Origin of the sequence: Thermocoleostomius sinensis A174 (genome assembly GCF_026802175.1) — a bacterium.
Classification (GTDB): domain Bacteria; phylum Cyanobacteriota; class Cyanobacteriia; order Elainellales; family Elainellaceae; genus Thermocoleostomius; species Thermocoleostomius sinensis.
In genome coordinates this window covers 495088-519566 of the sequence record NZ_CP113797.1, presented here as the reverse complement: position 1 = coordinate 519566, position 24479 = coordinate 495088, and the positions used below count along the sequence as shown (strand labels likewise).

At 50.1% G+C, this 24479-nt stretch carries 24 protein-coding genes; 10 read left to right on the top strand and 14 right to left on the bottom strand.

Annotation, left to right across the window (positions count from 1 at the left end):
* Positions 1-2 precede the first annotated feature (2 nt).
* On the bottom strand, positions 3-1514 hold the full coding sequence (locus tag OXH18_RS02220) for a polysaccharide deacetylase family protein (RefSeq protein WP_268610790.1): 1512 nt from the start codon (positions 1512-1514) through the stop codon (positions 3-5).
* A gap of 298 nt (positions 1515-1812) precedes the next feature.
* On the opposite strand from OXH18_RS02220, the gene OXH18_RS02215 reads away from it, so the two are divergent.
* Together OXH18_RS02215 and codA are read left to right on the top strand one after the other, a co-directional pair.
* Positions 1813-2259 carry a cupin domain-containing protein gene (locus OXH18_RS02215; RefSeq protein ID WP_268610789.1) on the top strand — a complete coding sequence of 149 codons (447 nt, stop codon included), beginning with the start codon at positions 1813-1815 and terminating at the stop codon, positions 2257-2259.
* Between the two features lie 237 nt (positions 2260-2496).
* On the top strand, positions 2497-3777 hold the full coding sequence (gene codA / locus OXH18_RS02210) for a cytosine deaminase (RefSeq protein WP_268610788.1): 1281 nt from the start codon (positions 2497-2499) through the stop codon (positions 3775-3777).
* A gap of 44 nt (positions 3778-3821) precedes the next feature.
* Here the strand turns inward: codA and OXH18_RS02205 are convergent, their stop codons facing one another.
* From OXH18_RS02205 to OXH18_RS02180, 6 genes are all read right to left on the bottom strand, one after another.
* Entirely contained in the window at positions 3822-4076 is a 255-nt protein-coding gene (locus OXH18_RS02205; RefSeq protein ID WP_268610787.1) for a hypothetical protein, read from the bottom strand.
* A gap of 226 nt (positions 4077-4302) precedes the next feature.
* The gene (locus tag OXH18_RS02200; protein WP_268610786.1) at positions 4303-5592 is read right to left on the bottom strand and encodes an ABC transporter substrate-binding protein; all 1290 of its coding nucleotides are present in this window, start codon (positions 5590-5592) and stop codon (positions 4303-4305) included.
* Positions 5593-5662: 70 nt separating this feature from the next.
* Positions 5663-6025, bottom strand: a complete 363-nt coding sequence (locus OXH18_RS02195; protein WP_268610785.1) for a DUF952 domain-containing protein — start codon at positions 6023-6025, stop codon at positions 5663-5665.
* A gap of 18 nt (positions 6026-6043) precedes the next feature.
* On the bottom strand, positions 6044-6316 hold the full coding sequence (locus OXH18_RS02190; protein ID WP_268610784.1) for a DUF3143 domain-containing protein: 273 nt from the start codon (positions 6314-6316) through the stop codon (positions 6044-6046).
* A gap of 85 nt (positions 6317-6401) precedes the next feature.
* Complete coding sequence (locus OXH18_RS02185; RefSeq protein ID WP_268610783.1) at positions 6402-6947, bottom strand: J domain-containing protein; 546 nt, start codon at positions 6945-6947, stop codon at positions 6402-6404.
* Positions 6948-6988: 41 nt separating this feature from the next.
* The gene (locus OXH18_RS02180) at positions 6989-7828 is read right to left on the bottom strand and encodes a YaaW family protein (RefSeq protein WP_268610782.1); all 840 of its coding nucleotides are present in this window, start codon (positions 7826-7828) and stop codon (positions 6989-6991) included.
* 220 nt (positions 7829-8048) lie between these two features.
* Between OXH18_RS02180 and OXH18_RS02175 the strand changes: the two genes are divergently transcribed.
* The 3 genes from OXH18_RS02175 (at position 8049) to OXH18_RS02165 (ending at position 11880) form a co-directional block, all read left to right on the top strand.
* Entirely contained in the window at positions 8049-9188 is a 1140-nt protein-coding gene (locus OXH18_RS02175; RefSeq protein WP_268610781.1) for an NAD(P)/FAD-dependent oxidoreductase, read from the top strand.
* A 324-nt stretch (positions 9189-9512) separates the two neighbouring features.
* On the top strand, positions 9513-11144 hold the full coding sequence (locus tag OXH18_RS02170; RefSeq protein WP_268610780.1) for a CHAT domain-containing protein: 1632 nt from the start codon (positions 9513-9515) through the stop codon (positions 11142-11144).
* A gap of 109 nt (positions 11145-11253) precedes the next feature.
* Entirely contained in the window at positions 11254-11880 is a 627-nt protein-coding gene (locus tag OXH18_RS02165; RefSeq protein ID WP_268610779.1) for a hypothetical protein, read from the top strand.
* 54 nt (positions 11881-11934) lie between these two features.
* Here OXH18_RS02165 and OXH18_RS02160 read toward each other — a convergent pair whose 3' ends face one another.
* The 3 genes from OXH18_RS02160 to def all read right to left on the bottom strand — a co-directional run bounded on the left by OXH18_RS02160 (position 11935) and on the right by def (position 14227).
* Positions 11935-13344, bottom strand: a complete 1410-nt coding sequence (locus OXH18_RS02160) for a PrsW family glutamic-type intramembrane protease (protein ID WP_268610778.1) — start codon at positions 13342-13344, stop codon at positions 11935-11937.
* A gap of 60 nt (positions 13345-13404) precedes the next feature.
* Positions 13405-13599: a hypothetical protein gene (locus OXH18_RS02155; RefSeq protein ID WP_268610777.1), complete on the bottom strand. Its 195-nt coding sequence runs from the start codon at positions 13597-13599 to the stop codon at positions 13405-13407.
* A 67-nt stretch (positions 13600-13666) separates the two neighbouring features.
* Positions 13667-14227 carry a peptide deformylase gene (def, locus tag OXH18_RS02150; RefSeq protein ID WP_268610776.1) on the bottom strand — a complete coding sequence of 187 codons (561 nt, stop codon included), beginning with the start codon at positions 14225-14227 and terminating at the stop codon, positions 13667-13669.
* A 129-nt stretch (positions 14228-14356) separates the two neighbouring features.
* Here def and OXH18_RS02145 point away from each other — a divergent pair, with 129 nt between their 5' ends.
* The 4 genes from OXH18_RS02145 (at position 14357) to OXH18_RS02135 (ending at position 17603) form a co-directional block, all read left to right on the top strand.
* A complete protein-coding gene (locus tag OXH18_RS02145; protein ID WP_268610775.1) occupies positions 14357-15259 on the top strand; it encodes a cell division protein FtsX in 903 nt (300 codons plus the stop codon).
* 388 nt (positions 15260-15647) lie between these two features.
* Entirely contained in the window at positions 15648-16250 is a 603-nt protein-coding gene (locus OXH18_RS02140; RefSeq protein WP_268610774.1) for a late competence development ComFB family protein, read from the top strand.
* A 185-nt stretch (positions 16251-16435) separates the two neighbouring features.
* A complete protein-coding gene (locus OXH18_RS25250; protein WP_315874625.1) occupies positions 16436-16624 on the top strand; it encodes a DUF2256 domain-containing protein in 189 nt (62 codons plus the stop codon).
* Positions 16625-16655: 31 nt separating this feature from the next.
* A complete protein-coding gene (locus OXH18_RS02135; protein ID WP_268610773.1) occupies positions 16656-17603 on the top strand; it encodes an isoaspartyl peptidase/L-asparaginase in 948 nt (315 codons plus the stop codon).
* A gap of 69 nt (positions 17604-17672) precedes the next feature.
* Here the strand turns inward: OXH18_RS02135 and OXH18_RS02130 are convergent, their stop codons facing one another.
* From OXH18_RS02130 to sufU, 4 genes are all read right to left on the bottom strand, one after another.
* Entirely contained in the window at positions 17673-18968 is a 1296-nt protein-coding gene (locus OXH18_RS02130; protein WP_268610772.1) for an FAD-dependent hydroxylase, read from the bottom strand.
* A gap of 139 nt (positions 18969-19107) precedes the next feature.
* The gene (locus OXH18_RS02125) at positions 19108-19974 is read right to left on the bottom strand and encodes a DUF1350 family protein (RefSeq protein ID WP_268610771.1); all 867 of its coding nucleotides are present in this window, start codon (positions 19972-19974) and stop codon (positions 19108-19110) included.
* A 63-nt stretch (positions 19975-20037) separates the two neighbouring features.
* Entirely contained in the window at positions 20038-20574 is a 537-nt protein-coding gene (locus OXH18_RS02120; RefSeq protein WP_268610770.1) for a Ycf51 family protein, read from the bottom strand.
* Positions 20575-20608: 34 nt separating this feature from the next.
* Positions 20609-21082 (bottom strand): Fe-S cluster assembly sulfur transfer protein SufU, encoded by a 474-nt coding sequence (sufU, locus tag OXH18_RS02115; RefSeq protein WP_268610769.1) that lies wholly within the window; start codon positions 21080-21082, stop codon positions 20609-20611.
* Positions 21083-21526: 444 nt separating this feature from the next.
* On the opposite strand from sufU, the gene OXH18_RS02110 reads away from it, so the two are divergent.
* The gene (locus tag OXH18_RS02110) at positions 21527-24376 is read left to right on the top strand and encodes an adenylate/guanylate cyclase domain-containing protein (protein ID WP_268610768.1); all 2850 of its coding nucleotides are present in this window, start codon (positions 21527-21529) and stop codon (positions 24374-24376) included.
* Positions 24377-24479 lie beyond the last annotated feature (103 nt).

Below are 24479 nucleotides of genomic sequence, written 5' to 3'. Positions count from 1 at the left end.
TTCTAGGCACAAGGATTGAGTGGGCGTTGCAACACTGCCTCGCCGCGTCGATACAGTTCCCGTGCGTAATCTGTCCACATGCCCTGTCCCCAATAGCGAAAGCAACTGGTTTGTAGCAACAGGTTATACAGCAGTGCCTCCTGATAGTCCGATCGTCGTGTTACTGCTGGGTCTTGCTGCACCAACGCATCATACTTTTCATGAAATTGGGCACTTAGTTGACTCATGGGTTCCAGCACATTTTCGTAACCCTTGACCCAGCTAATATCATTAGTCCAAGACGCGCCATCCATGTGAAAGTGTGGATCGGTTTGATTCAACTCCGCAATCGTCTGGGCTACCGCTTCGGGAGTGGGGTGGTCGGGGTCAACTCGCTGCCAAATTTTGTGCTGCCCGATCGGTTGACATGTGGGATAGTGTTCTAGACTAACACCTGCTGCTTCTAAGAGTTCAATATATTCTGTGCCGTTGAGTCCTACGACCCCATTCTGGCTGCGACCATTGTTTTTGATCTCGTACCAAACGGGCATAAAATCGCGCGGAAATTCGTTCATCATGACGCCGCCATTCTCGCCATCGGCAATTTGAGTGACGCAACTGGGAACCATGAGATTTCCGATTGACTGGGGCGATCGACCTTTGGCTTCATGATAGGGCTGCATCTGCGCCACTAGCTTTGTATCCGAGCCTTGAGTTTTGATCAGTGCCGTAATGCTGAGAGTTTCACCATGGGAGTTACGAGCAATCAACCGATTGGGTACATATTTATCCGAGTGATGTAATCCAGTGCCATCTAACCGTTCTACCGAATGTTCTTGCACTAATAGCCAGCGATAGCCGCATTCTTTCAGTGCTTTGATGTATTCATACAATGTATCGGGGTGGTTGGGGAGGTGCATTTCTGGGGGCGAAAAACCTTTGACTCGTCGCAAGGCCTCCACGCCAAATAGGGCTGCAAAAAACTGCTGCCAGGCTTGTATATGCAGCTTGATGTCAGGAATGGGGGTGGATGGGACAACGGCATGACTCCACATCGTCCCCAACCATTCCACATAGGGTTGATAGGTATGATCGCAAGCCAAGCGCCGCAGATTGTTGAGGATATCGTCTCGCTGCATTTGGCACAGCCCCCAGAGCAAATTTCCCGAATAGTCCAGCATGATGCGAGGATTAGCTCCATTGCCGACTAGTTCTGGAATAAAATCGCCCATGCGGGAATAGCACCAGGCAAAGGTTCCGGCGTTGTGGTTATCACCCTCGTGAGGGCGATCGAACATCCACTGAAGATGACTGATGACCCCCTCTCCACAGGGAATGGTGGGCTGATGCATGTGCAGGGCACAGGCAAACCCAGCCGTAATCTGTGTGAGTTGTAGATTGGTGTGGGGTAGGAAAATAGGGTCAGGGTGATTGACGATCGTGGCTATCTCCCGTTCCCAACCACAGATGTTGGGCAAGCCCGATTGAATTGCTTCTAAGTCCGAAAAATTAGTAGACAGGGCAGTGGCAGTCATGGGCTTTCCTCAATGCTGACTTCTTGGGGTGTGCCAACTTTTGACAGAGACAAACAAGATCGGCGCACCTCCAGGCAAATCATAGATCGCATCTCTGTTACTGACTAGGAGAACGAGTTGCAGCAATGACCATAAGCTGTTTTTCACTATGGCTCAAGCCCAGCGTCGTTGAGGTTTCAGCTTGAAGCAACTCATATCAGTTGTTATACGGCTGGAGTGGTTACTACTTTTGAACCCGAGATCCAATTGAAATGGTTATACGTATATCTATGTGTTAGATCCAGTGAGGAACGGAAAGATGACGGTGTTGAAACACGAAGAAGGTCAAAGCCTACAAGTTTTAAGTGATAGGGTATGTATCAAATTAAAATCTGCCCAGTCTCTCAATAGTATGACAGTTGTGACTGTCGATGTTCCTCCAAATAGTTTTGTTCCTCCACATACTCATACCAAGGAAGAGGAAAGCTACTATATGCTAGAAGGCTCAATGATTATGTATTTGGATGGCGGAGAGTTGACGATCGAGCCTGGTGACTTTGTGCACGTGCCCGCTGGAACACCCCACGGCTATAAAAATAATTCTGATCAAGTTGTCAAGTTTCTTGCATGGGCAGTTGGAGGTAAAATTGATGAGTTTTTCATCGAAATGTCAGAGAAAATTAGAGAGTTACCCAACCATCTAGCTAAAATGCCTGAAATTCTTGAGAAGCATGGTATTCAAGCGGTTGAACCATCGGGAACATAGTTTTCTTATTTGACTTAGGGTAATTCAATGACAGAGTAGGAGAACAACAAAAATTTCATAAGAAACAGGATGGAAAAATTGCGGAGTGCTGGGATGAAATAGATTTTGCTCGTTGTCACGTTATCGGTAAGATGCAAATATCATCCTGACTACCATCCGAGCATTCTTTTTAAGTTCGCTTGGTGATTCTACAGGCGGAAGGTATGCTGGTAGCTAGACTTTACTAGCAACCGGTCTATGTCTTCTCCGTTCTATGAGATTTTGTTGCGGCATGGCAAGCTCTTGCACCCAACCGAAGCCCCTACAGAGGTAGATATTGCAATTGCAAATGGCAAAATTGCTGCGATCGCTCCTGAAATTGAACAGTCTGCCCAGTTAGAGTTGGATTTGCAAGGGCAGGTGGTGAGTCCGCCGTTTGTAGAGTCGCATATTCACTTAGATTCGGCACTGACGGCCGGAGAGCCTCGTTGGAACCAAAGCGGCACCCTATTTGAAGGGATTGAGATTTGGCGCGATCGGAAACAAACTTTGACGATCGAGGATGTGAAGCAGCGGGCCATTGCCACCTTGCAACAGCAAGCCACGCAGGGAGTACTGTTTGTGCGTAGTCATGCCGATGTCAGTGAAAAGAATTTAATAGCGCTCAAGGGCTTATTGGAGGTTCGGGAGCAGGTAAAAGATTGGATCACGCTGCAAGTGGTAGCCTTTCCCCAAGATGGCATTTATAGTAGGCCAGAAAACGAAGCGTTAATGGAAGAAGCACTCAAATTGGGTGTGGATGCGATTGGCGGCATTCCTCACTATGAGTTAACCCGCGAGGATGGTGTGCGATCGATTCACCGCATTTTTGAGTGGGCAAAACAATACAATCGGTTAATTGATATTCACTGTGATGAGATCGATGATGATCAATCTCGCTTCTTAGAAGTGGTCTGTGCCTGTGCAGTGCGATCGGGCTTGGGATCGCGAGTCACCGCTAGCCACACAACTGCGTTTGGCTCTTACAACAATGCCTATGCCTTTAAGCTGATGGGATTTTTGCAGCGTACCGCTCTAAATTTCATTGCCAATCCCCTAATTAACATTACGCTACAAGGGCGAACCGATACCTATCCAAAACGGCGCGGTGTCACTCGTGTGAAGGAGCTATGGCAACAAGGACAGAATGTTAGCCTGGGGCACGACTGTGTACAAGATCCCTGGTACTCGCTGGGGACTGGCAATATGCTAGACGTGGCCAATATGGCAGTACATGTTTGCCAAATGACGGGTACAAGTGAAATTGACGCCTGTTATAACATGGTGACATGGAACGCCGCAAAAACTTTGCACATTGAAGATCAGTATGGTGTTGAGGTGGGCAAACCCGCGAATTTGATTGTGCTGGATGCCGACAGTAAGTATGAAGCCATCCGCCACCGATCGCTCGTGCGGTATGTAATCTCGCAGGGCAAGCTATTAGTAGCGACCGAACCGGCAAAACCGCAGTGGAAGGGGGGAGTGGGGGTTGGGGAGTAGGGGTTAGGGAGGCGGCAAGATACTTACGCCGAATGGAGAAGAATCTACCCTGCGCCATTTCCGTTTTCCAGATCACGCCGGACTAGGATTTCGATGAGTTGCTCTAGTCGATCGATCGATTCGGTGTTGCGTTGCGCCGCTTGAGCTACAACTTGAAGCGCAGTCATAGTTCGCTCAAACGACACTCGCGTATCTTCTCGTAGCTGAGCAATCGCTGCACTATTGGACTCGATCGCCCGGGCGTTGGACTCCTGCAACTGGGCAATTCTATCGATACGACGATCAGTTTGCTCAAACAAGTCTCGGATTTCCTCAGGCGTCATCGGCTGGCAACTTCCCAACTAAAACTAATACCAATTTAAATTGAGAATGTGGCAGATCGGGTAAGGGCGAATCGCGAATCGCCCTTACGAGCGGCTCATCTGTCGCAGAGATGGTTTAAAGCAGTATCATGTACCCGTGATAAATGCTGGCAGCGCCCAGCAAGACCTACCCTACAGACCTACCCTACATTCTCCCTATTCCTTATTCCCGCATCCTTCTTTCTCGTCCGATCGCCAAGTCCACTCGTGATTGGGCCGTGGTAAGGGCATCTTCAGGAGTGCTTTTGTTCAACAGGGTAGCTTCAATCGATCGCCCTAGGTTTTCGGAAATGCGGTTATAGCCGGGAATAATGGGACGCGATCGCCCGTAGGGTGCTTGCTGAAGAAATACGTTGAGGGCAGGCTGTTGGGCAATGAAGTCCAGGTAAGCGGGGTTTTCTCGGGATTTCAAGTTAACGGGTAAATAGCCAGTGCCGATCGCCCATTCGGTTTGAAAGGCTTCACTAAGGACATATTCAGCGAATGTCCAAGCGGCCCGTTCTTCCTCTGGTGTAGTTTTGAAGATGAATAAATTCTCGCCGCCGATGCTCGTTGCCGGTCGGATACCAGTCGGGATTGGCATCACCGCAAAATCCTTGCCTGTTGCTTGCAGTTGCCCCAGTGTCCATGGCCCCGTGATTTGCATGGCCACTTGCCCTTCTAAAAATTTGTCGAGTTCATAGCCCCGTTCGGGTGGGGACAGAATCGCAGAGCCATCGTCAAGCAAATCGCGCCACAGTTGTAGAGCAGCGATCGCGCCAGAATTCAACACCGTCACCTCATCGGTTGGAGTCAGCAACTCTCCCCCACCGCTCCACATAAACGGTAGCCAAGTGAACACCGCCCACTCGCCTTTCCCCAAAGGAAGCTGAATGCCATGTTGATTTACTTCAGGACGAGTCAGTTGGCGAGCTACTTGCCGGAACGCTCCCCAGGTTTGGGGTAACTCGGTAATGCCAGCCGCTGCAAATAAACTGGGGCGATAGAAAATCCCAACGTTATTGACATCAAAAGGAATTGACCAAACGTGACCTTCCCAAATCATTGTTTCCAGCAGGGCTGGATCGATTTCTGCGCGAAGTGGACTCTCTGCTAGCCAGTCATCCAGCACTCGCAGGGCATCTAGCTCTACCAACTGTCCAGTAAGTGTCGGCGCATTCCAAAGCATATGAGGTGGTACATTGCCTACCACACTGGCAAGGAGTTTGGGCATTTGTTGGTCGCTTTGCCCCACATACAGCGACTCAACTTGAATGGTGGGATGGGTTTGATTGAATTGATCGACCAAACGTTGCAATACATCTCGGTTCGGTGGTGGGTTCACGCCGTGCCAAAGCGTCAAGTGAATCACCCCATCAGAGACAGGCGAGGTGGGTTGACACCCTGTGAGGAGTCCGAGACTCAACAACATCACAAGCAGGAACCGAAAAATCGATCGCACGGTAAATGTCATAGTCATTCCAAGGGCAGTCAACACAGCTACCAGCAAGCAATCGCTTTCTAATTCTTTCTAATTTTGCCTGTTAAGGCTGCCCATTAACGTTGCGCTTTAAAGTGTCTGGTAGTTCAAAGGAGCCATCTGCTTCTGGTTCAAAGGGATGCACCTGTACCACAGCCTCTAGGTTCAGTGGTCCGTAAAGATGGGGAAAGGCTTCGCCCGTTTCGATCGGGTCGTATCGCAAGTCTGCTTGCAGACGATCGGCATCAATTTGCAGCAACACTAGCCCTGTTTGTCCGCGATAGAACGCGTTAGCAACCCGTATCACCTGCAATTGGGTAGAGCAATGAATAAACCCTTCTGTGTCTAGCGACTCACAGCGATATAGCCCTTGTGCCTGTGCGACGTTCCATGCTTGCTGTGGTGTGATGTGAAAGACTGACTGCATCGATACCGAAGACAAGTTTTAGGGGCCTGAGAAAATCACGTTTTCTAAATCTTGACGACTGAGGGAATATTTAAACGATCGCTGAATGTCTTGCCCACCCTCGCCTGCTTTGAGATAACGCACTGTCAGCGAGTCTATCTCTAGCCACAGATCGGCTTCCCAGTCTGACTGTTGAATGTGCCAATGATGCAAATTGCCCTTGTCTTGCTGACAGCCCTTCAAAGTCAACCACTGTTCAATGTCGGGCAGGGGATGATTGTACAACGGGGTATCAGCCGGAGGAAGTGTCATGCAAAGAGAGAATAAAGAAAAGTAACAGTTGCTTTACCTATTTTACGCAAGTTTCGCAGAGCGCGTTGAGAGGACTGACGAGGACCTACTTGGTACGCACTGGCTTGGCAAGAACTGAAGGCGTAAGCTCTAACTCGGTAGATGGTGGTGAGAAGTTATACATAATGGCATCTTGAGGTGACTGAAGTGGCTCAAACGCAGAGGCATCTCCGGTGATGCTCAGGAAAATCACCAGTGCCACACAAGCCAAAAACGCTACCCCAATCATCAACAGGGCAAACAGTTCTCCGGGGGAGAGGGGGCGATCGGTGGGATCAAGGTAGGCCGTTGAACGATACTTGCGCGACTCTGATACCGGGCGATTCAGATCTAACCGAGGTTGTATCACTGACACCCGAGAATAGCCAATCTTGAGGTCATAGGCAAAGCGGCGCTCGGGACTGCTGAGGGTAGCATAGGCTTCATTTAATTGTTGGAATTTCACCGTGGCTACGGCGGTGGGCAACTCGGTCGTATCGGGATGGTAGAGCTTGCTTAACTCTCGGTACGATCGGCGGATCTCCTGCGGCGAAGCAGACGGATGTAAATTCAGCAGATCGTAAAATGTCGGAGCGGGTTTTGCCTCTGACATGCGACCTCCAATCAGCGTGAAATCTCCTTTTCTTATCTTTCTCAAGCCGGGCCAAAACACTCGGCACGAGTTAAGCGAATTTGCGCCAAGGTGAAAATCACCGGAATGACGCGCCCATAGTTGGTGGCGATCGCTCGCCAGCCTAGATCGGCAAGAAACCAAGCCCACATTGCCGGTCCCACCACCGCAAATAAACTACGCACGGCGCCATACCGAGCCGCACTAAGAGACATACTGCGATAGGTAGTGTGCAGCAAGGTGCGTCCTTGAATTTGTGTGGCGATCGTCGCCCCTCCTTGCAACGCTTGCTTCGTGATTTGGTACTTGGCTGCGTGCATGGCAAACTGACGCGACAATAACTGCAAAATCAGCGGTCGCACCACCGACGTAACCGCCAAGGCACTGCCACCCTTCAGCAACAGTCCCACCGGGTCACTCGAGCGAGACACAGGCAAATGACTGGTCAACTCCGACTCGGACAAGGCCCGCTGCAACTCGCCCGTCAAGGTCTGTTGTTCCGACGCAGGTAACCGTCGCCACGCTCGATCGAGCAAATGCAGGAAAATTTCAGCTTCAATTTCAGCCGTGGTCAGCGCTTGATTGTAAGGGATTTTGAGATAGCGGCAAACCCGCAGCAAAATTTGTCGATAGCTGACCTGATTGGTTTTACCGCACAGCACGGTCACTCCATCAGCCGCCAAAAAGCGAAACCGCTCTTCCAGAGAGTCAATCCAAGTTTGGCGATCTTGACTTTGAATACTTAGAGGTTCGGGTGTGCAAACATAGTCCAGCGGATTAAATTTGCGGCGGAACAGAATCTCGGTTAACAGTCGTAACTCCTCATCCGTTGCCAGTTCCAAGACGGCTCTTAGTTCGTCCAATGTGTGTGCCTCCACCGCTACAAGGTTAGACTTTTACCATTTCAACAGCGCTGAGTCAAAGCTGGGCAGAATCAATCTGGCTACATAAAATTCTGACCAAAAAATAGAGTTTGCAGCGTTGAACCTGTGTCCTGCTGTTCAATATTCTACAGAATGTGAAATCATCTAGGGTTGAGTTTTTGCGCAAATCTATTCGCTTAGCAAATTAGGAAATGGAACCATGATCGATGTGATCGTGATTGGGGCAGGAGTGGCAGGCTTAACCTGTGCCCAACAGTTGCAGCAGTGGGGCTATAACGTGCTAGTGGTGGAAAAATCGCGGGGTTTGGGCGGTCGCTTGGCTACTCGCCGGTTGGCACAAACTCATGCCGATCATGGGGTGCGTTGTCTCGAAGAGCAAGGCGAACTGACCCGATCGCTCATTCAAACTCTGGAAGCACTAGGGTTGCTACATGTATGGACAGAGCGAATCTATGCTCTGACACCAGCCGGGAATCTGGTTCCTTCAGAAGACGACCACCCGCGTTATGCCGCTCGTGATGGGTTGACTTCGGTGGCTAAATTCTTAGGACAGTCTCTTGCGATTTGTCGCCATCAGCGCGTTACCGCCATCACCCCCATGCCCGATCGCACTTGGCAACTATCCCTCAACTCCAATCTGTCAGCATCTCCAGCCCTACCGCCTGCCAAAGTAGTGGTAGTGACAATTCCGGCTCCCCAAGCCCTGGCGTTGCTGGCACCGTTGGCGACACAGGAATTACCCCCTGATTTCATTGCAGCCTTGCGATCGGTGATGTTTGCTCCTTGTATGACCACGATCGCCACCTTTGCTACTGCTGATACTGACAACACGAACTGGCTCTATCCTGCGATTGAATGTTCGGAAGATGCAGAGTTGGCTTGGATTGCAATTGACAGCCGCAAACAACGTCAGCCTCAGCAAACGACTGTCATCTTGCAAAGCACAGCGGCATTTGCTCATACACATCTGGAATCATCAGATTTGCGATCGGTGGGGCAACAGATGCTAGGGCGGGCGGCTGAGATTCTGTCATGGCAAGCAGTTCCCACCGATCTACAGATACATCGCTGGCGCTATGCCTTTGTGACGCACCCCTATTCTCAACCGCTATTACACACTGATGCACCGCTGCCTTTAATTTGTGGGGGGGATTGGTGCGGTGGTGCAAACCTAGAAGCGGCGTTGCAATCGGGCATGTCCTGTGCGGCTCAGGCTGTTCACTATTTAGAAACTTCCTCTCCTAACGCAACAAGTTCTGCTAAGGAAAGTGCCACAATAAATACGAGTCAACTGTTTGCAAATATGTTAACGACGATCGATCGTTCACTGACTTCCTAACTCAAGGATTCCCTCACTTATGTTTCTCCACAAACCTCAACCCAATCAATAGGTTTCCGCAAAGTGGGCAGTGCTCACTTCACAGCCTGATTTGTTGATGGCAGTAGTTTGTAATGTTAATTAACGCTGGTTTAGAAAAAACAGCGCAACTCGCTACTTGGCTGGTTTGAACTATCCGTAACGCCCTAGTCCTCCGTTAATTGCTACTATCTCTGGCTCTCCTTTCGGTTTTGCCTTACTTCCCACACCGCTTACCGGATAGACTGATATGAATGAACCCAATCAGTGCAAGCTGGTGTGTTTAGACTCTTTGTAAAGATATAAATGCCTCCGTCTGATACTCCTTGCCTAAGTCTGGCTATCGATCGCCTCAAAACCATTGAGCCGCAACACTACGCGATTTGGGTGTTGCAAGCTCCCTATGCGGGGGGCTATGTTCACCACGATTGTATGTGGACGGAATCACTGACGCAGGCATGGCACCTTTGGCAAAGTTTCTTTGCTCCCCATCGCCTGTCCGAAATGCCCAGTATTTCTCCGTCCTTGCCACTGGAAGAAACCGAAGCAGACGGGCAACCGAAAAACTATACGGGGCGCGTCATGCAGCACTTGGGAGTCAATCTCTGGCAGTGGTTGTTTGATGGTCCAATTTTGACAAGCTTTAACCAAAGTCAGGGAATTGCTATCGGGCAATCGCGACCGTTACGGCTGCGGCTAGAAATTCGCGATCCGGAACTGATTGATCTGCCTTGGGAGATCATGCAATCCAAATATGCAAAACAGGCCGTATCGCTGAATAAGCAGCAAATTCTGTTCAGTCGTACTACCAGTGATGTCGATCGTCTACCCCATCTGCGCTCTGAACAAGCGTTGAATATTTTGCTGGTGCTGGGCGAAGACTCAGAAACCGACTCGAGTCGATCGCTGGTGGGATCAGGTAGCCTCAATTTAGAAGGCGAGGCTGCCGCATTGGCGAGACTACTGGAACAAGCGGCCGAGGGCGATCCGCGCTATACTGGAATGCTAGCTCCCTGCCATGTTACGACCTTAGTTCAGCCCACTCCCGCTGAATTAATTGCGTCGTTGGAACGTGGAAATTATAATGTCTTGATTTACGAAGGGCACGGTGTACCGGCCGCCGATGGAGGGTTGCTCTACTTGTGCCCCGATGCCCGCATTAATGGTACTGAATTAGCACAGGTGTTGGTGCGCTGTCAGGTGAAACTGGCAGTATTCAACGCCTGTTGGGGCGCCCAGTCCGATCATCAAGGCTCGCAGGCTATTCCCCGCAGCAGCCTAGCTGAGGTGTTGATCCATCATGGTGTGCCAGCGGTGCTGGGAATGCGCGATCGCATTGCCAATCATGAAGCCGTCAGCTTTATTCAGGCCTTGGCTCAAGCCTTGGCCCAACGCTCGCCGATCGACGAAGCCGTAGCCATTGCTCGCCAGCAGCTTTTGACCCTCTATCGCTTCAATCAACCCGCTTGGACATTGCCTGTACTCTATATGCACCCGGAATTCAACGGCGAACTGCTGCGACCGTTAGCGGAAGGTGTAACCGAAATTCCCGATCCGTCGGTCAGTTGGTTGGGGCGCAATCCCCCGGCTTACCTGCGCTCGTTGACAACGCCACCCCGGGTTTGGCCAGTACGGGGTGGGGTTTTGCGCGTAGGACGAGGCGAACGCAATGACGTGGTGTTGCAACGCCCGGAAGTGTCACGGGATCATGCTGAAATTTTCTACCGCGATACCTCGCCGAACGGCGGCAGCGAATCAACCTATCTATTGCGCGATGTCTCCCGCTATGGAACTTGGGTGTTGGGGCGCGAGGGCTGGTTTCGAGTGCATCGACAAGAAGTGCCGATCGTCTCGCAAACTCAGTTAAAATTTGGAGATTTGCGCAGTCAAGCTCTAGAGTTTGTAGTGGAAGGCGCAAATGCTCAACATCAAAACTGAGAAATTTAAAAAGAGACAATAGCCAATTACGGAACTGGCTGGAATGCAGTTGTAGCTATGAATGTCAAGCAATGAGGTTAAGTTCACTTCGTTTCGAGGAGAAGTATCAATGACTAACCACCCCAATCACTCTCTTGTTCCTCCCTTTCAAGCTCAGGCTGAATTAGAGTTGCTGCAATTTATTTTGGAAGAACCTGTTGTGTATCCCTTCAATCCGATCGAGCCTGAAGCCGAGGCTTATTTTTCCGCCTTGGAGCAAGAGATGTTGGCAGTGGGCTGGTCAATTGATGAGTTAGAGCAGCAAGGGCACCAATTGTCTCAGCGGTTCGACGAGCTTTGGTCTACCTTGACCACCCCAACTCCGGTTGTCAGTCTCGATGCCTTAAGTAGCTTCCTGCATCAGCGCTTTGCTGCTCGTGCTCCTAAGCAACTACTAACCCATATTGCTCAGCAGGCTCAGCAAGTGGCTGTGAAAAACTTGACGCTGGCCGAGCAGTTGGTGCAGTGCGTTCAGGGTTGTTTGCCGACTTGGGGTGAAGACGATCTGCAAGTATTCGCCCGTCCACTGGCGTTTGCGATGCGTGCCCCAGAACCCAGCACAATGGAATCAACGATCGACGAGATTCGCACTGTAGCGTGGGAAAACCTTTCAGAAGTGGAACAGGCTCGCCTCAGCTTGGCCATTGCTCGCTATGCCCTCGCCCATGTCACATCTGACGCGACTGATCTGTCATAGAAAGCAGGTAACAGTAGCCTGCTTTCCTTGCTAGTTTTTTCCAGAGAGCATTGTCTAGCGCACGTCTAAGCGCGTCGCAAAGTTCTCTCGTCGGGTTGGAGATAAAGCCCTCGCTTTAAGGATAGCGGCGGCCAGGAACGCATAGGAAATCATTCCCACGGCCGCTAGTACCAAAATGTTAATGGCTCCGGTTGTATTCCACAAAGTGTGGAGAATTGCTGCGGTCAAGTAGCCGATTCCCAAAATCTGCCACCGCTTTGATGGCTTTAAGACACTCAACCCAATGAAATAGCCGAAGTAGCCGCTGTAGGCCATATGTCCAGAAATAGAGCCAAGAATCCGGGGGATTAACAGTTGCAACCCCAATAATTGCCCCAACTGCCCAGCTTCTGGTCCAGCTTGTAGCGTCACATCGCTAATAACAGACGGGACATACTGCCCCAAGGTTTCCAGCAGCGTAAATCCAACTGCCGAAGCGGTTCCTAACAAAATGCCGTCCAGCGGTTCCCAAACGCCAATCTGTTCACGCAGGGGAGACGATCGCACTTTTCGCCCAATGTAATAAGCCAGCAGCACTGGCACCGCCTTGAGCAGCTCCTCCATCAGCCCTGCGCCGAAGAACATATTGATGAAAAACACGCCAAGCCCTACAGTTGCTGGATCATCGGGAATTGTGCCCGGTAGAATTCCTCGAAACACAAAAATAAACATCAGCAACACTGGACTCAGCAACAAAAATGCTGTCATCAGCGCCGAACTTATCAATACCCACCAAGGTTTGCGTTTGCCGCAAAGCTGATAGACAAAATAGTAGGCTCCTCCGGCAATATAGGCAGCCAGCAGCGGATTGAACCATTGAGGCGATCCATTGGTGACAAACATCAGCACCACGAACACTACCGTAATCATGCCGGGAACGAGATAAGCTTTGCGCTTCAGATCCCGACCGGTAGAAATGATAGGAAACAGTTGGCTGAACGTGACAGCATCGGACTGAGCAACTGTTCCTGGGTTGGGGTGAGGTGGTTGAATGCCCGAAAGAACAGCGGGACTGGGTAAATTCGCTTGCTCTGGAACGGTATCCCCATCGGGTGACAACGCGACCGCATCGATCGACTGCACCTCAAAAATAAATCGTGGTCCCTCTTGCGCCAGGGTGATGCAATCCCCCCATTGCAAGGCATGACACCCGTAGATGCGGCGATCGTTGACATAGGTGCCGTTAGCACTGTTGAGATCACAAACTTGCCACCCTGACGGTGAAGTAGATGACGGGGCGACCTGAGCATGTTGCCGCGATACACCCGTATAAAATTGTGAGTCTAGAATAATTTGACAGCGGGGATCACGACCGATTAATACGGCCGTGGACGGCATTAGCGGGTAAAACTCAAGCGAGAGGGCTGCTCCACCGGGTGGAGGAACTAAACGTAGGACGGCAAATCGGGGGCTTGATCCGGTCATCGTTGAGGATGCCGTAATGAAAAAAGGAACCAAAAACCTAGATAACGACAGGTTGACGCTTTACTGATTCGCCCTCGCATCTTGAACAGCCGCATAGAATAAAATCACAGTCAACGGAATCGCCAGCGTTAAAATTATACCCGTCACCACCCCTCCGAGTTGAGGATGACCAGACGATAGCTCAAAAATCGAGCCGACCGCAGCGATCGCGGTAACACAAGACCCTCCTAACAATACGCCACTCTTTGGAGTCACAAAAGCTACCTCAATTTCTATACACTCAACTGAACCTGGAAGTATGGAAAATTCAACCAGTCCAAAGCTAGATAGGTTTAACGCTATCTACGGCAAAGCCATACTTGACCAATTCTTGGTTCATAGCCAGCGTGTTATCAACCCGATCGACAAACATAACACCGTTGAGGTGGTCAATTTCGTGCTGAATTACACGAGAAAGTAGCCCTGTTGCCGTGCGTTTTTGAGGGCGACCATTTTCGTCCTTGTATGACACTTCAATCGTTTCAGGACGGGTGACATCGAGATAGACTTTAGGGATGCTCAAACACCCTTCTTGGACCACACACATGTCCTGACCAAACTTGGTGATCACTGGGTTAATTAAAACCAATGCAGGTGTAGTTGCATCATCGGGGTCAGTATCCACTACAATAAGCTGCTTGTGGACCCCCACTTGAGGAGCCGCCAACCCAATGCCATCCTCGCTATACATCGTTTGCAGCATCTGCTTGGCTAGTTTGCGAATGTCGTCATCAACCTTGGAAATGCGTTTAGCAGGCTGGCGTAAGACGCGATCGCCCAAGTAGTGCAACTGTAACGGAGGATTCTTTAATTTTTTCTTCTCAACTAAAATTTGGGCTGTCATAATTTCGTCTGTGGCAAACTAGCGTGAATGCTGAAGCAAATTTCCTTAATTCCATGATAGTTAATTGTGCTCGTCTATGAGTAGGCAGAAAGAGTAGGCAGAAAAGCTGAGTAGGAAGGAGAAGACCCAGTGCTACGGCTGTTGACTAAAATCGATTATCTGCTGCGAGAGGCGCTCGTCGGGTTGAAGCGAGGCGGCTGGATGAATTGGGCAGCGGTGAGTACCGTGACGGTGCTGCTATTTTTGTTTGGTATAAGTTTGCAAGCCTCTTGGCAACTTGACAAGCTATTGAACCAATTTGGCAGCCAGCTAGAGGTTTCGGTGTATCTAGAGACAGGTGTCCAATCCAAGGATTTGCAGCCGTTTGTGCAAGCCCTACCAGACGCAATCGAAGTGACGCCGGTAACGAAAGAAGAAGCGTGGAATACCTTAACGCGAGAAATGGGCTTGTCAGATATCAAAGGTGCAACCGAGCAACTGAATGGCAACCCTTTAGTAGACGAGCTAAAGGTTAAAGCTAATTCTCCTGAGGCCGTACCCGTCCTAGCGGAGAAGCTCAAACAATTACAGGGCGTTGACGCTGTGCAATATGTGGATGAAGCCGTACAGCGCATCGCTCAGCTTAACCAAGGCTTAAATTGGCTGAGTTTAGTAATCACTGGCATTTTGAGCCTGACCGCGATCGCTGTGATCACCACTACAATTCGGCTAATTGTGATGGCACGTCGGCGCGAAATCGAAGTAATGCAACTTGTAGGAGCTACGTCAGCCTGGATTTATCTACCTTTTATTCTGCAAGGGTTAACGCTGGGACTAATTGGTGCGTTGATTTCCTGGGGATTGATTCGTGCGGTTCAGCATTTTCTCGAAGAATTGCTGTTGCAGCAGCCTGAATTCATTCAATTTTTAACCAGCGGCATGCAACTAACACCGCGTGAAACGATCCTACTGCCTTTGGCACTGTTGGGACTGGGCGGATCAGTTGGACTATTGGGTAGTTTACTAGCGGTGCGGCGCTTTGCTTTGCGCTGAAGAATTTTTTAATTAAGCACCAGAAATCACCAAAATTGCTAGAAAAACTCGATCGCTTCGAGAGTTTCAGGGCATGATCGGGAATACTACGGGGAAAGCGAATACGGTTTTACCAGAAATTCACTCAGCACTTGATTTGTCTCAGTAGTAACTGTTGAAGTGGCAGGGGATGAGAAAAGGATGGATGCGGTGAGGAAGGTGAGAAAGCGATCGAAACAGCGTCCCATCTCCCCCATCTCCTCACTCCCCGTCCCTCAGGTTTCATCCTTGTCACAAAGTTTAAATTAATACTGAGCACTCGTGTTTATACTGAATTTAGAGCGCCGTATTGTTAACGCTATAACCAAGTTCGCTATAACCAAGTTGAAGCGCAGACGGGGAAACAGCTATGGAAATTTACAAGAACGTCATGGAACTGCTGGTTGAAGAAGAGGTGGCGCGGCAATTTAAATTACTTCCACCCCGCCTTGCCTCCTATGTCAAAGAAGTTGAACTAACCGCATATGCACTGAATCAACTGCCGGCGCTCTATGCAACTAGTGAGCAAGGGCTAGAATATCAGCTAAAGCGGGGAAACGATCGCTACAAAAGCCAGATCAGTCAAGCTGTACAGCGTGCTCTAGCTGCGGTCAGTCGCGATCCATTACGCAATTCTAGTCCCCTCCAAGCCCAAGCTGTCACCGGTCTACGCGATGTGTTACATCAACTGCGGTTATTACTGAAAAACGATACGTTGGAATGGGAGAATTTACCCAGCATGGTCGAGCAGGCGTTGAGGCAGGCGACTCGCCGAGGGGCGGCGTGGGATGGGCGGCGGGCAGGGCGCTTAACTCCCGATGCAGGCAAGGAAGAAACACCGTTTGCAACGCATTACCCGATCGACGCCACGACATCACCGACAATCTCCTCGTCTCCGGCGGATCGATCGAGCGTTGAGGCGGGTGTTGAGGAATCATTTGGCTGGGATGATCCACTCTACCATTCTCATTAAGGCTGTCCCCAGTAATTAATGCACTGTGCCAGGTTTCGACTCCCTTCGACGAAGGTGCGAGGGGTTAACTTCATATTTTTTATCAAGTTGGATTGTTTCTCCGCTACACAACCTTACTCCTTTCTCATCGCTCAATTCCCCAAACTTCGCTACAGTCAAAGCGTGATGATTTAAGAGAATCTTGAATGGCTCCCGGACGTAAATACACTAAATCCAATTTGCCCACTAAAATTTGTCCTGTTTGTCAGCGTCCCTTTACATGGCGTAAAAAATGGGAAGATTGTTGGGATGATGTGAAGTATTGCTCAGAGCGGTGTCGTCGTCATCGATCCGAGGCAAAGTCCTCCAATCGTGGGGATAATAAGCCAGAATGAATGTCTCAAGTGAATTGTTTTAAGGGTCTCAATGGGTCAAATTCAACCAAAACTGATTATTCACGGCGGTGCCGGGAGTTCCCTCAAGGGTAAAGGGGGAGAAGAGGCGGTACGTCGATCGCTGCGGTATGTAATTGAAGAAGTGTATGCTTTGCTGCAAGCGGGAGCCGATGCCAAAACAGCCGTTGTGCGTGGATGTCAACTGTTAGAAGATGATTCACGGTTTAATGCCGGGACTGGCTCGGTATTACAGTCGGATGGTCAAATTCGCATGAGCGCAGCGCTCATGGATGGTACATTGCAGCGCTTTAGTGGGGTGATTAATATCTCGCGCACCAAAAATCCGATCGACCTGGCTGAGTTTTTGCAAAGCTCTCACGATCGCATCCTTTCTGACTATGGCTCGTTGGAACTGCTGCGCGAACTGCAAGTTCCCACTTATGATCCGCTGACAGAATTGCGGTTACAGGAATGGATTCAAGAGCGGCGTGGCAACTTTTCTAGAGAAATGGCAGGCGTAGTGGCAGAGCAGGAATTAGTTGCAGAGGCTGGACGGGGGACGATCGGGGTGGTGGTACTGGATGCGGAAGGTCGCCTCGCCGCTGGCACCTCCACTGGGGGCAAAGGGTTTGAGCGCATTGGCCGAGTCAGCGATTCGGCCATGCCAGCCGGAAATTATGCCACGACTCAGGCAGCCATTAGCTGCACGGGGATTGGAGAAGACATTATTGATGAGTGCTTGGCGGCTCGGATTGTGGTACGAGTAACCGATGGCATGTCGCTGCAAGCGGCGTTTGAGAAATCTTTTAAAGAAGCCTATCAGCGTCACCGCGATTTTGGTGCGATCGGTATTGATGCATCGGGGGCGATCGCTTGGGGCAAAACCAGTGAAGTCCTGCTAGCGGCATATCATGATGGCGAAAGGATGGGCGATACCCTGGATATGAGCCACCATATGGAAGTTGCTGGAATAATTTGAAACCCAGTTGTAAAAGAAATGTTCACAGCCCTGACCTTAAGGGAATCCTCGTGAACATTCCTAGCTTGCCTAGCTTGAGCGCTTAGCTAATGCTGGTGTACGACCGCTCAAGCCGGTCATCAGCTTCAGGGATAAAAATCTTAGAGGCCACAGCCGCCCCATAATCCACAATCCGGATCGGCGTATAGCGACGATCGGCCACCATTGATTGGAAAAAAACCGATCGAGAAAGTCTGTGAAGCCCAGAATTGTCAAGTTTTCTAGCTTACGCCAGCGTTCATAACGGCGCAGCACCCGTTCGCTGCCTAAGTCTTCACCTTGTTGATGAGCCGTTATCAGCACCTCTGCCAATGCTGCCGCATCGCGAATGCCTTGATTTAAGCCTTGCCCTCCGACTGGATGGCAACAATGGGCTGCATCCCCCACTAAGGCCAAGCGGGGATGGACGTATCGATCGCTTTGCATTAACTTAACCGGGAACAGCCGCCGCGGCCCCTCTAATTCCAGCTTTCCTAGCTGCCCTTGATAGCGGCGATCGAGTTCTGCTAAAAATTCAGCTTCCTCTACCTCTAACCAATGCTGGGCCTCCGCATGAGGAGCCGTCAGCACAATTTGGCAGCGGTTGTTAGGCAGCGGTAGAGTGGCAAAGGGTCCGCTGGGCCAGAAGTGCTCGCGAGCAATGTTTTGGTGAGATTTTTCTGGGTGTAACACCACCGTGACGCAGGATTGCCAATACTGCCAGCCCTGAGTACGAATGCCAGCCGCCTCGCGAATGGGAGAGCGAGAACCATCGGCCGCAACCAGCAAGTTCGTTTTGATCTGTTGCTGTTCTCCAGCGATCGAAACAGTCAAGGTAGCATTCTCTCCGTAGCTAGCATCAATCAACTTAGCCGGACAGAGCCATGTGACATTCTCAGCATTCGCTAGCGCCTTCAGCAGGGCAGCCACCAGCACTCGGTGTTCTCCCACATAGCCCAACTCCTCTGTTCCCACGTCCTGCGGCTGCAAGTTGACAACCATCGGACAATCAGCATCAGCTAGACGAATTTGCTGAAAGGTTGTGATCTTTGGCAAAATCTCTGACCAAACGCCCAGTCCCTGAAAAATTTGCCCCGATAACAGCGTAATAGCATAGGCTCGGCGCTGCTGTAGCCCAGCGTCGCGGGAGTTCGCTTCAATTAGAGCAACCCGTAACCCAGAGTTCTGGAGGGCACAAGCAAGAGTGAGACCAACAATGCCAGCACCGACAATCGTGACATCGTAGTCGAGGGATGAGGAATTGGGCGTTGGGGGTTGGGAAAACTGGGAAAGTGAACGAGCGGGTGGGGAAGGAGTCAGGGATGAGTGCTGGACGGATGATACCATTGAGGTCTAAGGCGAAAGTAGCAGACTAAATTATTAGACTAAATTATTAAACTAGGTCGTTCTACTTTGTATTGTGCCGCGATCGATGAATCCTATCAAGGCATAAAGCGTTAGGGCCACCAGGCGTACGCCTCGACTATCACGGTTTTTTCAACGCTGACAGCGGATCAAGCCACAGCAATACTGCCTGCTTCAATTCATTCAAATCGCGATAGACGCCCTGTTTTACAAATTGCCCGATCGCATCGAGGGGCGAAAACTCGGTTCCCGTTTGCCAATTTACATCCTGTCCCAACGGCGTCAAATGATTGCCTTTCAGAATTTTGACCGCCGTTAGCGTGGGAAAGCGTTGCTCCATCACTTCGCTCAGCGACTTAGTTTGATCAATATCGTCATTGGTGAATTTGATTAATAAATTACGCTGAACTTGATAGTTCTTTGTAATCAAGTCATAGGTTTCTTCAGGCGACGGGGTGAACTCTACATCAAAGTTAGGAGCCACCATCTGTGGAATGAACTGGGATGGAAACTGAGAACCAAATTGAGAAGCAAATTGAGTGGCAAATTCGGAGGTGAATTTTGAAAATTGCGATACTTGTTCCAACATTGGAATCGATCGACGAGCAGGATAATTATTGAATGAAATCAGAATATTTCCGGCTCGTTCTTGGGGAAACAGGCTGCCAATCAGTAAATGCAGCTTACAGCCCATACTGTGACCAATTCCATAGATAGGTAAAGCGCGGCTACGAAGCATGGTTTCCTGTACATAGTCCAACGCCAGATTTGACAACCGCATCACCCGCTGGGCGATCGTTGTATGATCCAAGGTATTTAAGAACGGCGTTGCCACCACCGCATAGCCTTGACTAGCCAAGAATTCCAATAAACTCCGATAGGTGATTTGGGGGGCCGTGGCCACAAACGCCCCTCCCAGAAAATGGACGATTGCGGTTGGGCGCGGAGGTACTAATACCCAATTGCCGTAAATTTCCTGCCACTCCATAGAATTGCCTGCATGATGCCCTGCGGATGTACTTATTTATCCTAGCGATTCAATGAATTGAATTCAGAGCTTAGCAGGAGTTCCAGCAGGTGAAACGGGCAATTTTGCCAAATTCTCTGGAAATAGTTCGATCGCCATGTTTTCATCCTCTCGAACCGAGAGCGATCGTTTAATTTGTCCTAACAATAAGGGCTGAGATACGCCTGGCTCAGGGTGCAGCACTGTGCGGGCACGAATCGTGAGCTGATCTTCTCCGCGCCCCAGTCGTCCCATTGAGAAGAGATCGCTGGCAGCTTGCTGCAAGGTTGCTGTTAATTCTGATTCGGTAATTGTTGGCGGCACGACGATGACGGCTTGGGCGGCCCCTGAGTCGAATACAGTAGAGAAGCGGACAGCCCCTGGAATCACAGTCCGCGTGAATGGGACAAGCCCTAGCGAAAATAAACCAACGGTGAGCACAGCCATGAATCCGGTGACACCAACCAGGCGAAACCGAATCCCCCATTTCAACAAAAATGCCAGCCCGGATAGTGCACCGAAAGCCAACGTAGCAATTCCAGCCCATTGGGCGTAGGTGGAAAAATCAGCGGTAGTTAGCATAGAGGAAAAAGCTAAACGCGAAAAAATAGTTCGTTTACTCATTACTGACAAAACCAGCGGGTTGAGGGCTGGTCGTTTCTTGCTCAAGAGCCGCTTTGAGCGTATGCCAAGAAAGATTGGCACATTTAATCCGGACAGGAAACTGGGCTACGCCTTGCATGACATTGAGTTTACGAAACTCTTGCGGAAATTCGGCTTCCCCCCGCATCATGGCTTGAAATTTCTGCACCATTTCCAAGGCTTCCTGTTTGGTGCGGCCTTTGAGCGCATCGGCCATTAAATCTGCCGAAGCCATGGCGATCGCACAGCCTTCGCCTTCAAACTTGGCTTCCTCTATTCGATCTGCTTCCAGGTTCAGCCTCAGTGTTAGTTCGATCGTATCGCCGCAAGACGGATTGTGTCCCTTTTGGTAACGGTCGATCGGATCGGTTTTGCCTCGATTGCGAGGCTTTTTATAACGTTCCAAAATCACCTGTTGATAGAGATCGCGTAAGTTATCCAGCGGCATGACTTATAAAGTGATCCATTTTCACTCTCCATGTCGATCCTATCAGCTTGCTTGAGTGCCGTGGTGAAGATTGCTGAGTGCATCCCACTTTCGTCTTGAGATTGCCGTCTCCGTCCTCATCCCCTGGCCCCTTCTCCTGCTGTGGAAGAGGAATTGAGGGTGAAGGCTGCCCTTACGAAGTGCTCTCTTTCCTACCTTACTTTAGTCTTTCCCCTGCTACTCTCCTCACAACAATGGGCATTATGAAGGTGTCCTTTCGCTTTTGTATGGGCTACTGCTTATGAGGTTAGAGATAACCAGGTATAGTTAAGGTCGGATGGCTGCATTTATGAAGTTTGATCTTGGCTAGCAGGCTGGGTATTTCTTGTCTCTGGTTTCTGCGCTAGTGGTGAACCCCGAACTTGAAGTTATATTAGCCTGGAGGCTCGCTGAGTTTACGCATCTATGAACGCTGTTCCCTCTTCATCTCCTTTTTCTCAGGATTTGGCTAGAACTCTAGCGGCTGACATTGACAACAGTATCAGCGACAACAGTATCAGCCACAGTGCCAACCATGAGCCTGTCATGGGAATGACCATCCAGCGCATCAAAGCAGGTATTGCATCTATAACAGGTCAGGTGATTGATGTGACGGTTCATGCGAATAATTCAGGGGTTGCCCCGGCGATATCTACGTTAGATGAGAGTGGGTTGAATCAGGCGGAACCAGCACGGTTAGACAATGGTGCTGTCCATCTCAACTCCACAGAGACTAGTGACTCTCCTGCTACTTCGAGTGCGTTGACCACTGCAAAAGGCTCGTTTTCCTCGTTTCTCGCCCCTCTCAAACAGGATACGTTCAAGCAAGTCGTCACCTCGGTAGAAGGTAAGCTAGAGGTGGTGAACCAGACGCTGTCCATGCTGGATGATGCTCTGAGTTCACAGAAATTTGATGCCATTTTGGATGAAATGCTGCGATCGATCACCCTGAAAACGGGCGAACTTCTCAATGCCGATCGCACCACAATATTTATTTTAGATGAAGAAAAAGATGAGCTTTGGTCGATCGTGGCTAAAGACGAACGCGGCAATAATTTGGAACTGCGGGTTCCAAAAAACGTCGGCATTGCGGGTGCAGTGGCTACCACCAAACAAGCCGTCAATATTCCCTATGATTTCTATGCCGATCCGCGATCGAAAGCTGCGCAGGAACTCGATAAGAAGAATCACTACCGCACCTATACGATGCTGACCATGCCGCTATTGAGCGAGAAGCGGGGTGAAACCGGAGCCGAAGACAACAAGCTTGTGGCGGTGGTGCAGTTAATTAACAAACTCAAACCAAACCATGATCCCCATGCACCCCTAGAGCAAAAAATCGATTTACAAGGCTTTACAGCAACAGATGAACAGCTTTTTTGGGATTTTGCGCCTTCAATTCGGCTCATTTTGGAATCATCGCGATCGTTCTATCAAGCTACACAACAGCAGCGGGCCGCCTCGGCTCTGATGAAAGCCACGAAAGCTCTGAGCCAGAGCAGCCTCGACCTAGAGGAAACTCTGAAAATGGTGATGGACGAAGCCAAAGAACTGATGCAGGCCGATCGCAGTACCCTGTGGTTGGTGGATCGCGATCGGCATCAGCTTTGGACAAAATTGCCCATCAACGGCACATTGCAAGAAATTCGCATTCCAATGGAAGCAGGCTTTGCCGGACAGGTGGTACAATCCGAGCAACCGCTGCTGATTCCGTTTGACCTCTACAATCATCCTAATTCCGATACGGCTAAGGAAACTGACAAAAAAACGGGCTACCGCACATGCAGCATGTTGTGTATGCCCATCTTTAATGCTGATAAAGAGCTAATTGCTGTCACTCAACTAATTAACAAAAAGAAGCAAGGCGATCATCTGCCCTACAATCCCGAAACCTACCCAGAAGCGCCCGACTGTTGGCGAGCCAGCTTCAACCGCGCTGACTTGGAATTCATGAAAGCCTTCAACATTCAAGCTGGTGTTGCCCTGCAAAACGCTAAACTGTTTGCCACCGTAAAGCAGCAAGAGCAGATGCAGCGCGATATTTTGCGATCGCTGTCCAATGGTGTCATTTCCACCGATAAAGATGGAAAAATCATTGCCGCGAACGAAAGCGCTAGGGAACTTTTAGGACTAGATGCAAGGGATGTGATCGAAGGCAAAGCGGTGGTTGAATTGATTCAACTAGAGAAGGGCGATTTTCCCCGCTGGTTTGAAATGGCGTTGCGAGCGCAGGACGATCGCAATCGTCAGCAATACTACCCCGATCAGACGCTGCAAGCTTTTAATGGAGAACAGCATAGCATTAACTTATCGATTAACACCATTGCCGATGCCAACGATGAGCAGCAGATATCCGGAGCGCTGGTGGTGATGGATGATATCAGCGATGAAAAGCGCCTGAAAAGCACCATGTATCGCTACATGACCCAAGAGTTGGCTGAACAGTTGCTCAACAGCGGCGATGCTAAACTAGGGGGCGATCGCAAAGAAGTATCAGTCCTGTTTTCAGACATTCGCAGCTATACAACGCTGACGGAAAGCATGGAAGCCGAAGAGGTGGTAGCCATGCTCAACGAATACTTTGAAACGATGGTAGATGCTGTCTTTGCCTACAAAGGCACCTTGGATAAATACATCGGCGATGCGATTATGGCAGTGTTTGGATCGCCACTGGAACTCGAGGAACACGCTTGGATGGCGGTACAAACGGCGATCGAAATGCGCCATCGCTTGGCTAGTTTCAACCAACAGCGTCCGTCCCATCGCCGCATCAAGATTGGAGTCGGCATCAACTCGGATAGTGTCATCAGTGGCAACATTGGTTCCAGCAAACGCATGGAGTTTACGGCAATCGGGGATGGTGTCAATTTGGGATCGCGCTTAGAAGGAGCTAGCAAACACTACGGCACCGATATTGTTATTAGCCAAAGTACCTACAATAGTTGCCGCGATCGCATTTGGGCCCGCGAATTGGACTGCATTCGCGTTAAAGGCAAGCTGCAACCCGTCAGCATTTACGAACTCGTGGGGCTGCAATCTGAACCCCTCACTGATGCTCAGAAGCGATCGATCGAGCTATATCACATAGGACGAGACCACTATCTCAATCGCCGGTTCACCAAAGCCCAAACTGCATTCGGCACAATCTTGGAAGAGATCAATGCTCATGATCAGGCGGCAGTTCTACACGTCAACCGTTGTGGCTATTGGCTCAGCCACCTTGACCTGATTGATACTCACTGGGACGACGGGGTGTGGACGATGAAAGAAAAGTAACGGAAGCAAATGCGACACAGCCACGGGGGCTTGTCGAGCCATCAACGTTTGAAGGGGCAAAGCGAATGATACGATCGCCCTATTCTGACTTCCATCTTCGATC

What these genes read in the sequence shown, in the direction of transcription:
- OXH18_RS02220 (WP_268610790.1), bottom strand. Translation starts at nt 1,514, where the DNA reads ATGACTGCCACTGCCCTGTCTACTAATTTTTCGGACTTAGAAGCAATT.
- OXH18_RS02215 (WP_268610789.1), top strand. Translation starts at nt 1,813, where the DNA reads ATGACGGTGTTGAAACACGAAGAAGGTCAAAGCCTACAAGTTTTAAGT.
- codA (WP_268610788.1), top strand. Translation starts at nt 2,497, where the DNA reads ATGTCTTCTCCGTTCTATGAGATTTTGTTGCGGCATGGCAAGCTCTTG.
- OXH18_RS02200 (WP_268610786.1), bottom strand. Translation starts at nt 5,592, where the DNA reads ATGACATTTACCGTGCGATCGATTTTTCGGTTCCTGCTTGTGATGTTG.
- OXH18_RS02195 (WP_268610785.1), bottom strand. Translation starts at nt 6,025, where the DNA reads ATGCAGTCAGTCTTTCACATCACACCACAGCAAGCATGGAACGTCGCA.
- OXH18_RS02190 (WP_268610784.1), bottom strand. Translation starts at nt 6,316, where the DNA reads ATGACACTTCCTCCGGCTGATACCCCGTTGTACAATCATCCCCTGCCC.
- OXH18_RS02185 (WP_268610783.1), bottom strand. Translation starts at nt 6,947, where the DNA reads ATGTCAGAGGCAAAACCCGCTCCGACATTTTACGATCTGCTGAATTTA.
- OXH18_RS02175 (WP_268610781.1), top strand. Translation starts at nt 8,049, where the DNA reads ATGATCGATGTGATCGTGATTGGGGCAGGAGTGGCAGGCTTAACCTGT.
- OXH18_RS02170 (WP_268610780.1), top strand. Translation starts at nt 9,513, where the DNA reads ATGCCTCCGTCTGATACTCCTTGCCTAAGTCTGGCTATCGATCGCCTC.
- OXH18_RS02165 (WP_268610779.1), top strand. Translation starts at nt 11,254, where the DNA reads ATGACTAACCACCCCAATCACTCTCTTGTTCCTCCCTTTCAAGCTCAG.
- OXH18_RS02160 (WP_268610778.1), bottom strand. Translation starts at nt 13,344, where the DNA reads ATGACCGGATCAAGCCCCCGATTTGCCGTCCTACGTTTAGTTCCTCCA.
- def (WP_268610776.1), bottom strand. Translation starts at nt 14,227, where the DNA reads ATGACAGCCCAAATTTTAGTTGAGAAGAAAAAATTAAAGAATCCTCCG.
- OXH18_RS02140 (WP_268610774.1), top strand. Translation starts at nt 15,648, where the DNA reads ATGGAAATTTACAAGAACGTCATGGAACTGCTGGTTGAAGAAGAGGTG.
- OXH18_RS25250 (WP_315874625.1), top strand. Translation starts at nt 16,436, where the DNA reads ATGGCTCCCGGACGTAAATACACTAAATCCAATTTGCCCACTAAAATT.
- OXH18_RS02135 (WP_268610773.1), top strand. Translation starts at nt 16,656, where the DNA reads ATGGGTCAAATTCAACCAAAACTGATTATTCACGGCGGTGCCGGGAGT.
- OXH18_RS02130 (WP_268610772.1), bottom strand. Translation starts at nt 18,968, where the DNA reads ATGGTATCATCCGTCCAGCACTCATCCCTGACTCCTTCCCCACCCGCT.
- OXH18_RS02125 (WP_268610771.1), bottom strand. Translation starts at nt 19,974, where the DNA reads ATGGAGTGGCAGGAAATTTACGGCAATTGGGTATTAGTACCTCCGCGC.
- OXH18_RS02120 (WP_268610770.1), bottom strand. Translation starts at nt 20,574, where the DNA reads ATGCTAACTACCGCTGATTTTTCCACCTACGCCCAATGGGCTGGAATT.
- sufU (WP_268610769.1), bottom strand. Translation starts at nt 21,082, where the DNA reads ATGCCGCTGGATAACTTACGCGATCTCTATCAACAGGTGATTTTGGAA.
- OXH18_RS02110 (WP_268610768.1), top strand. Translation starts at nt 21,527, where the DNA reads ATGAACGCTGTTCCCTCTTCATCTCCTTTTTCTCAGGATTTGGCTAGA.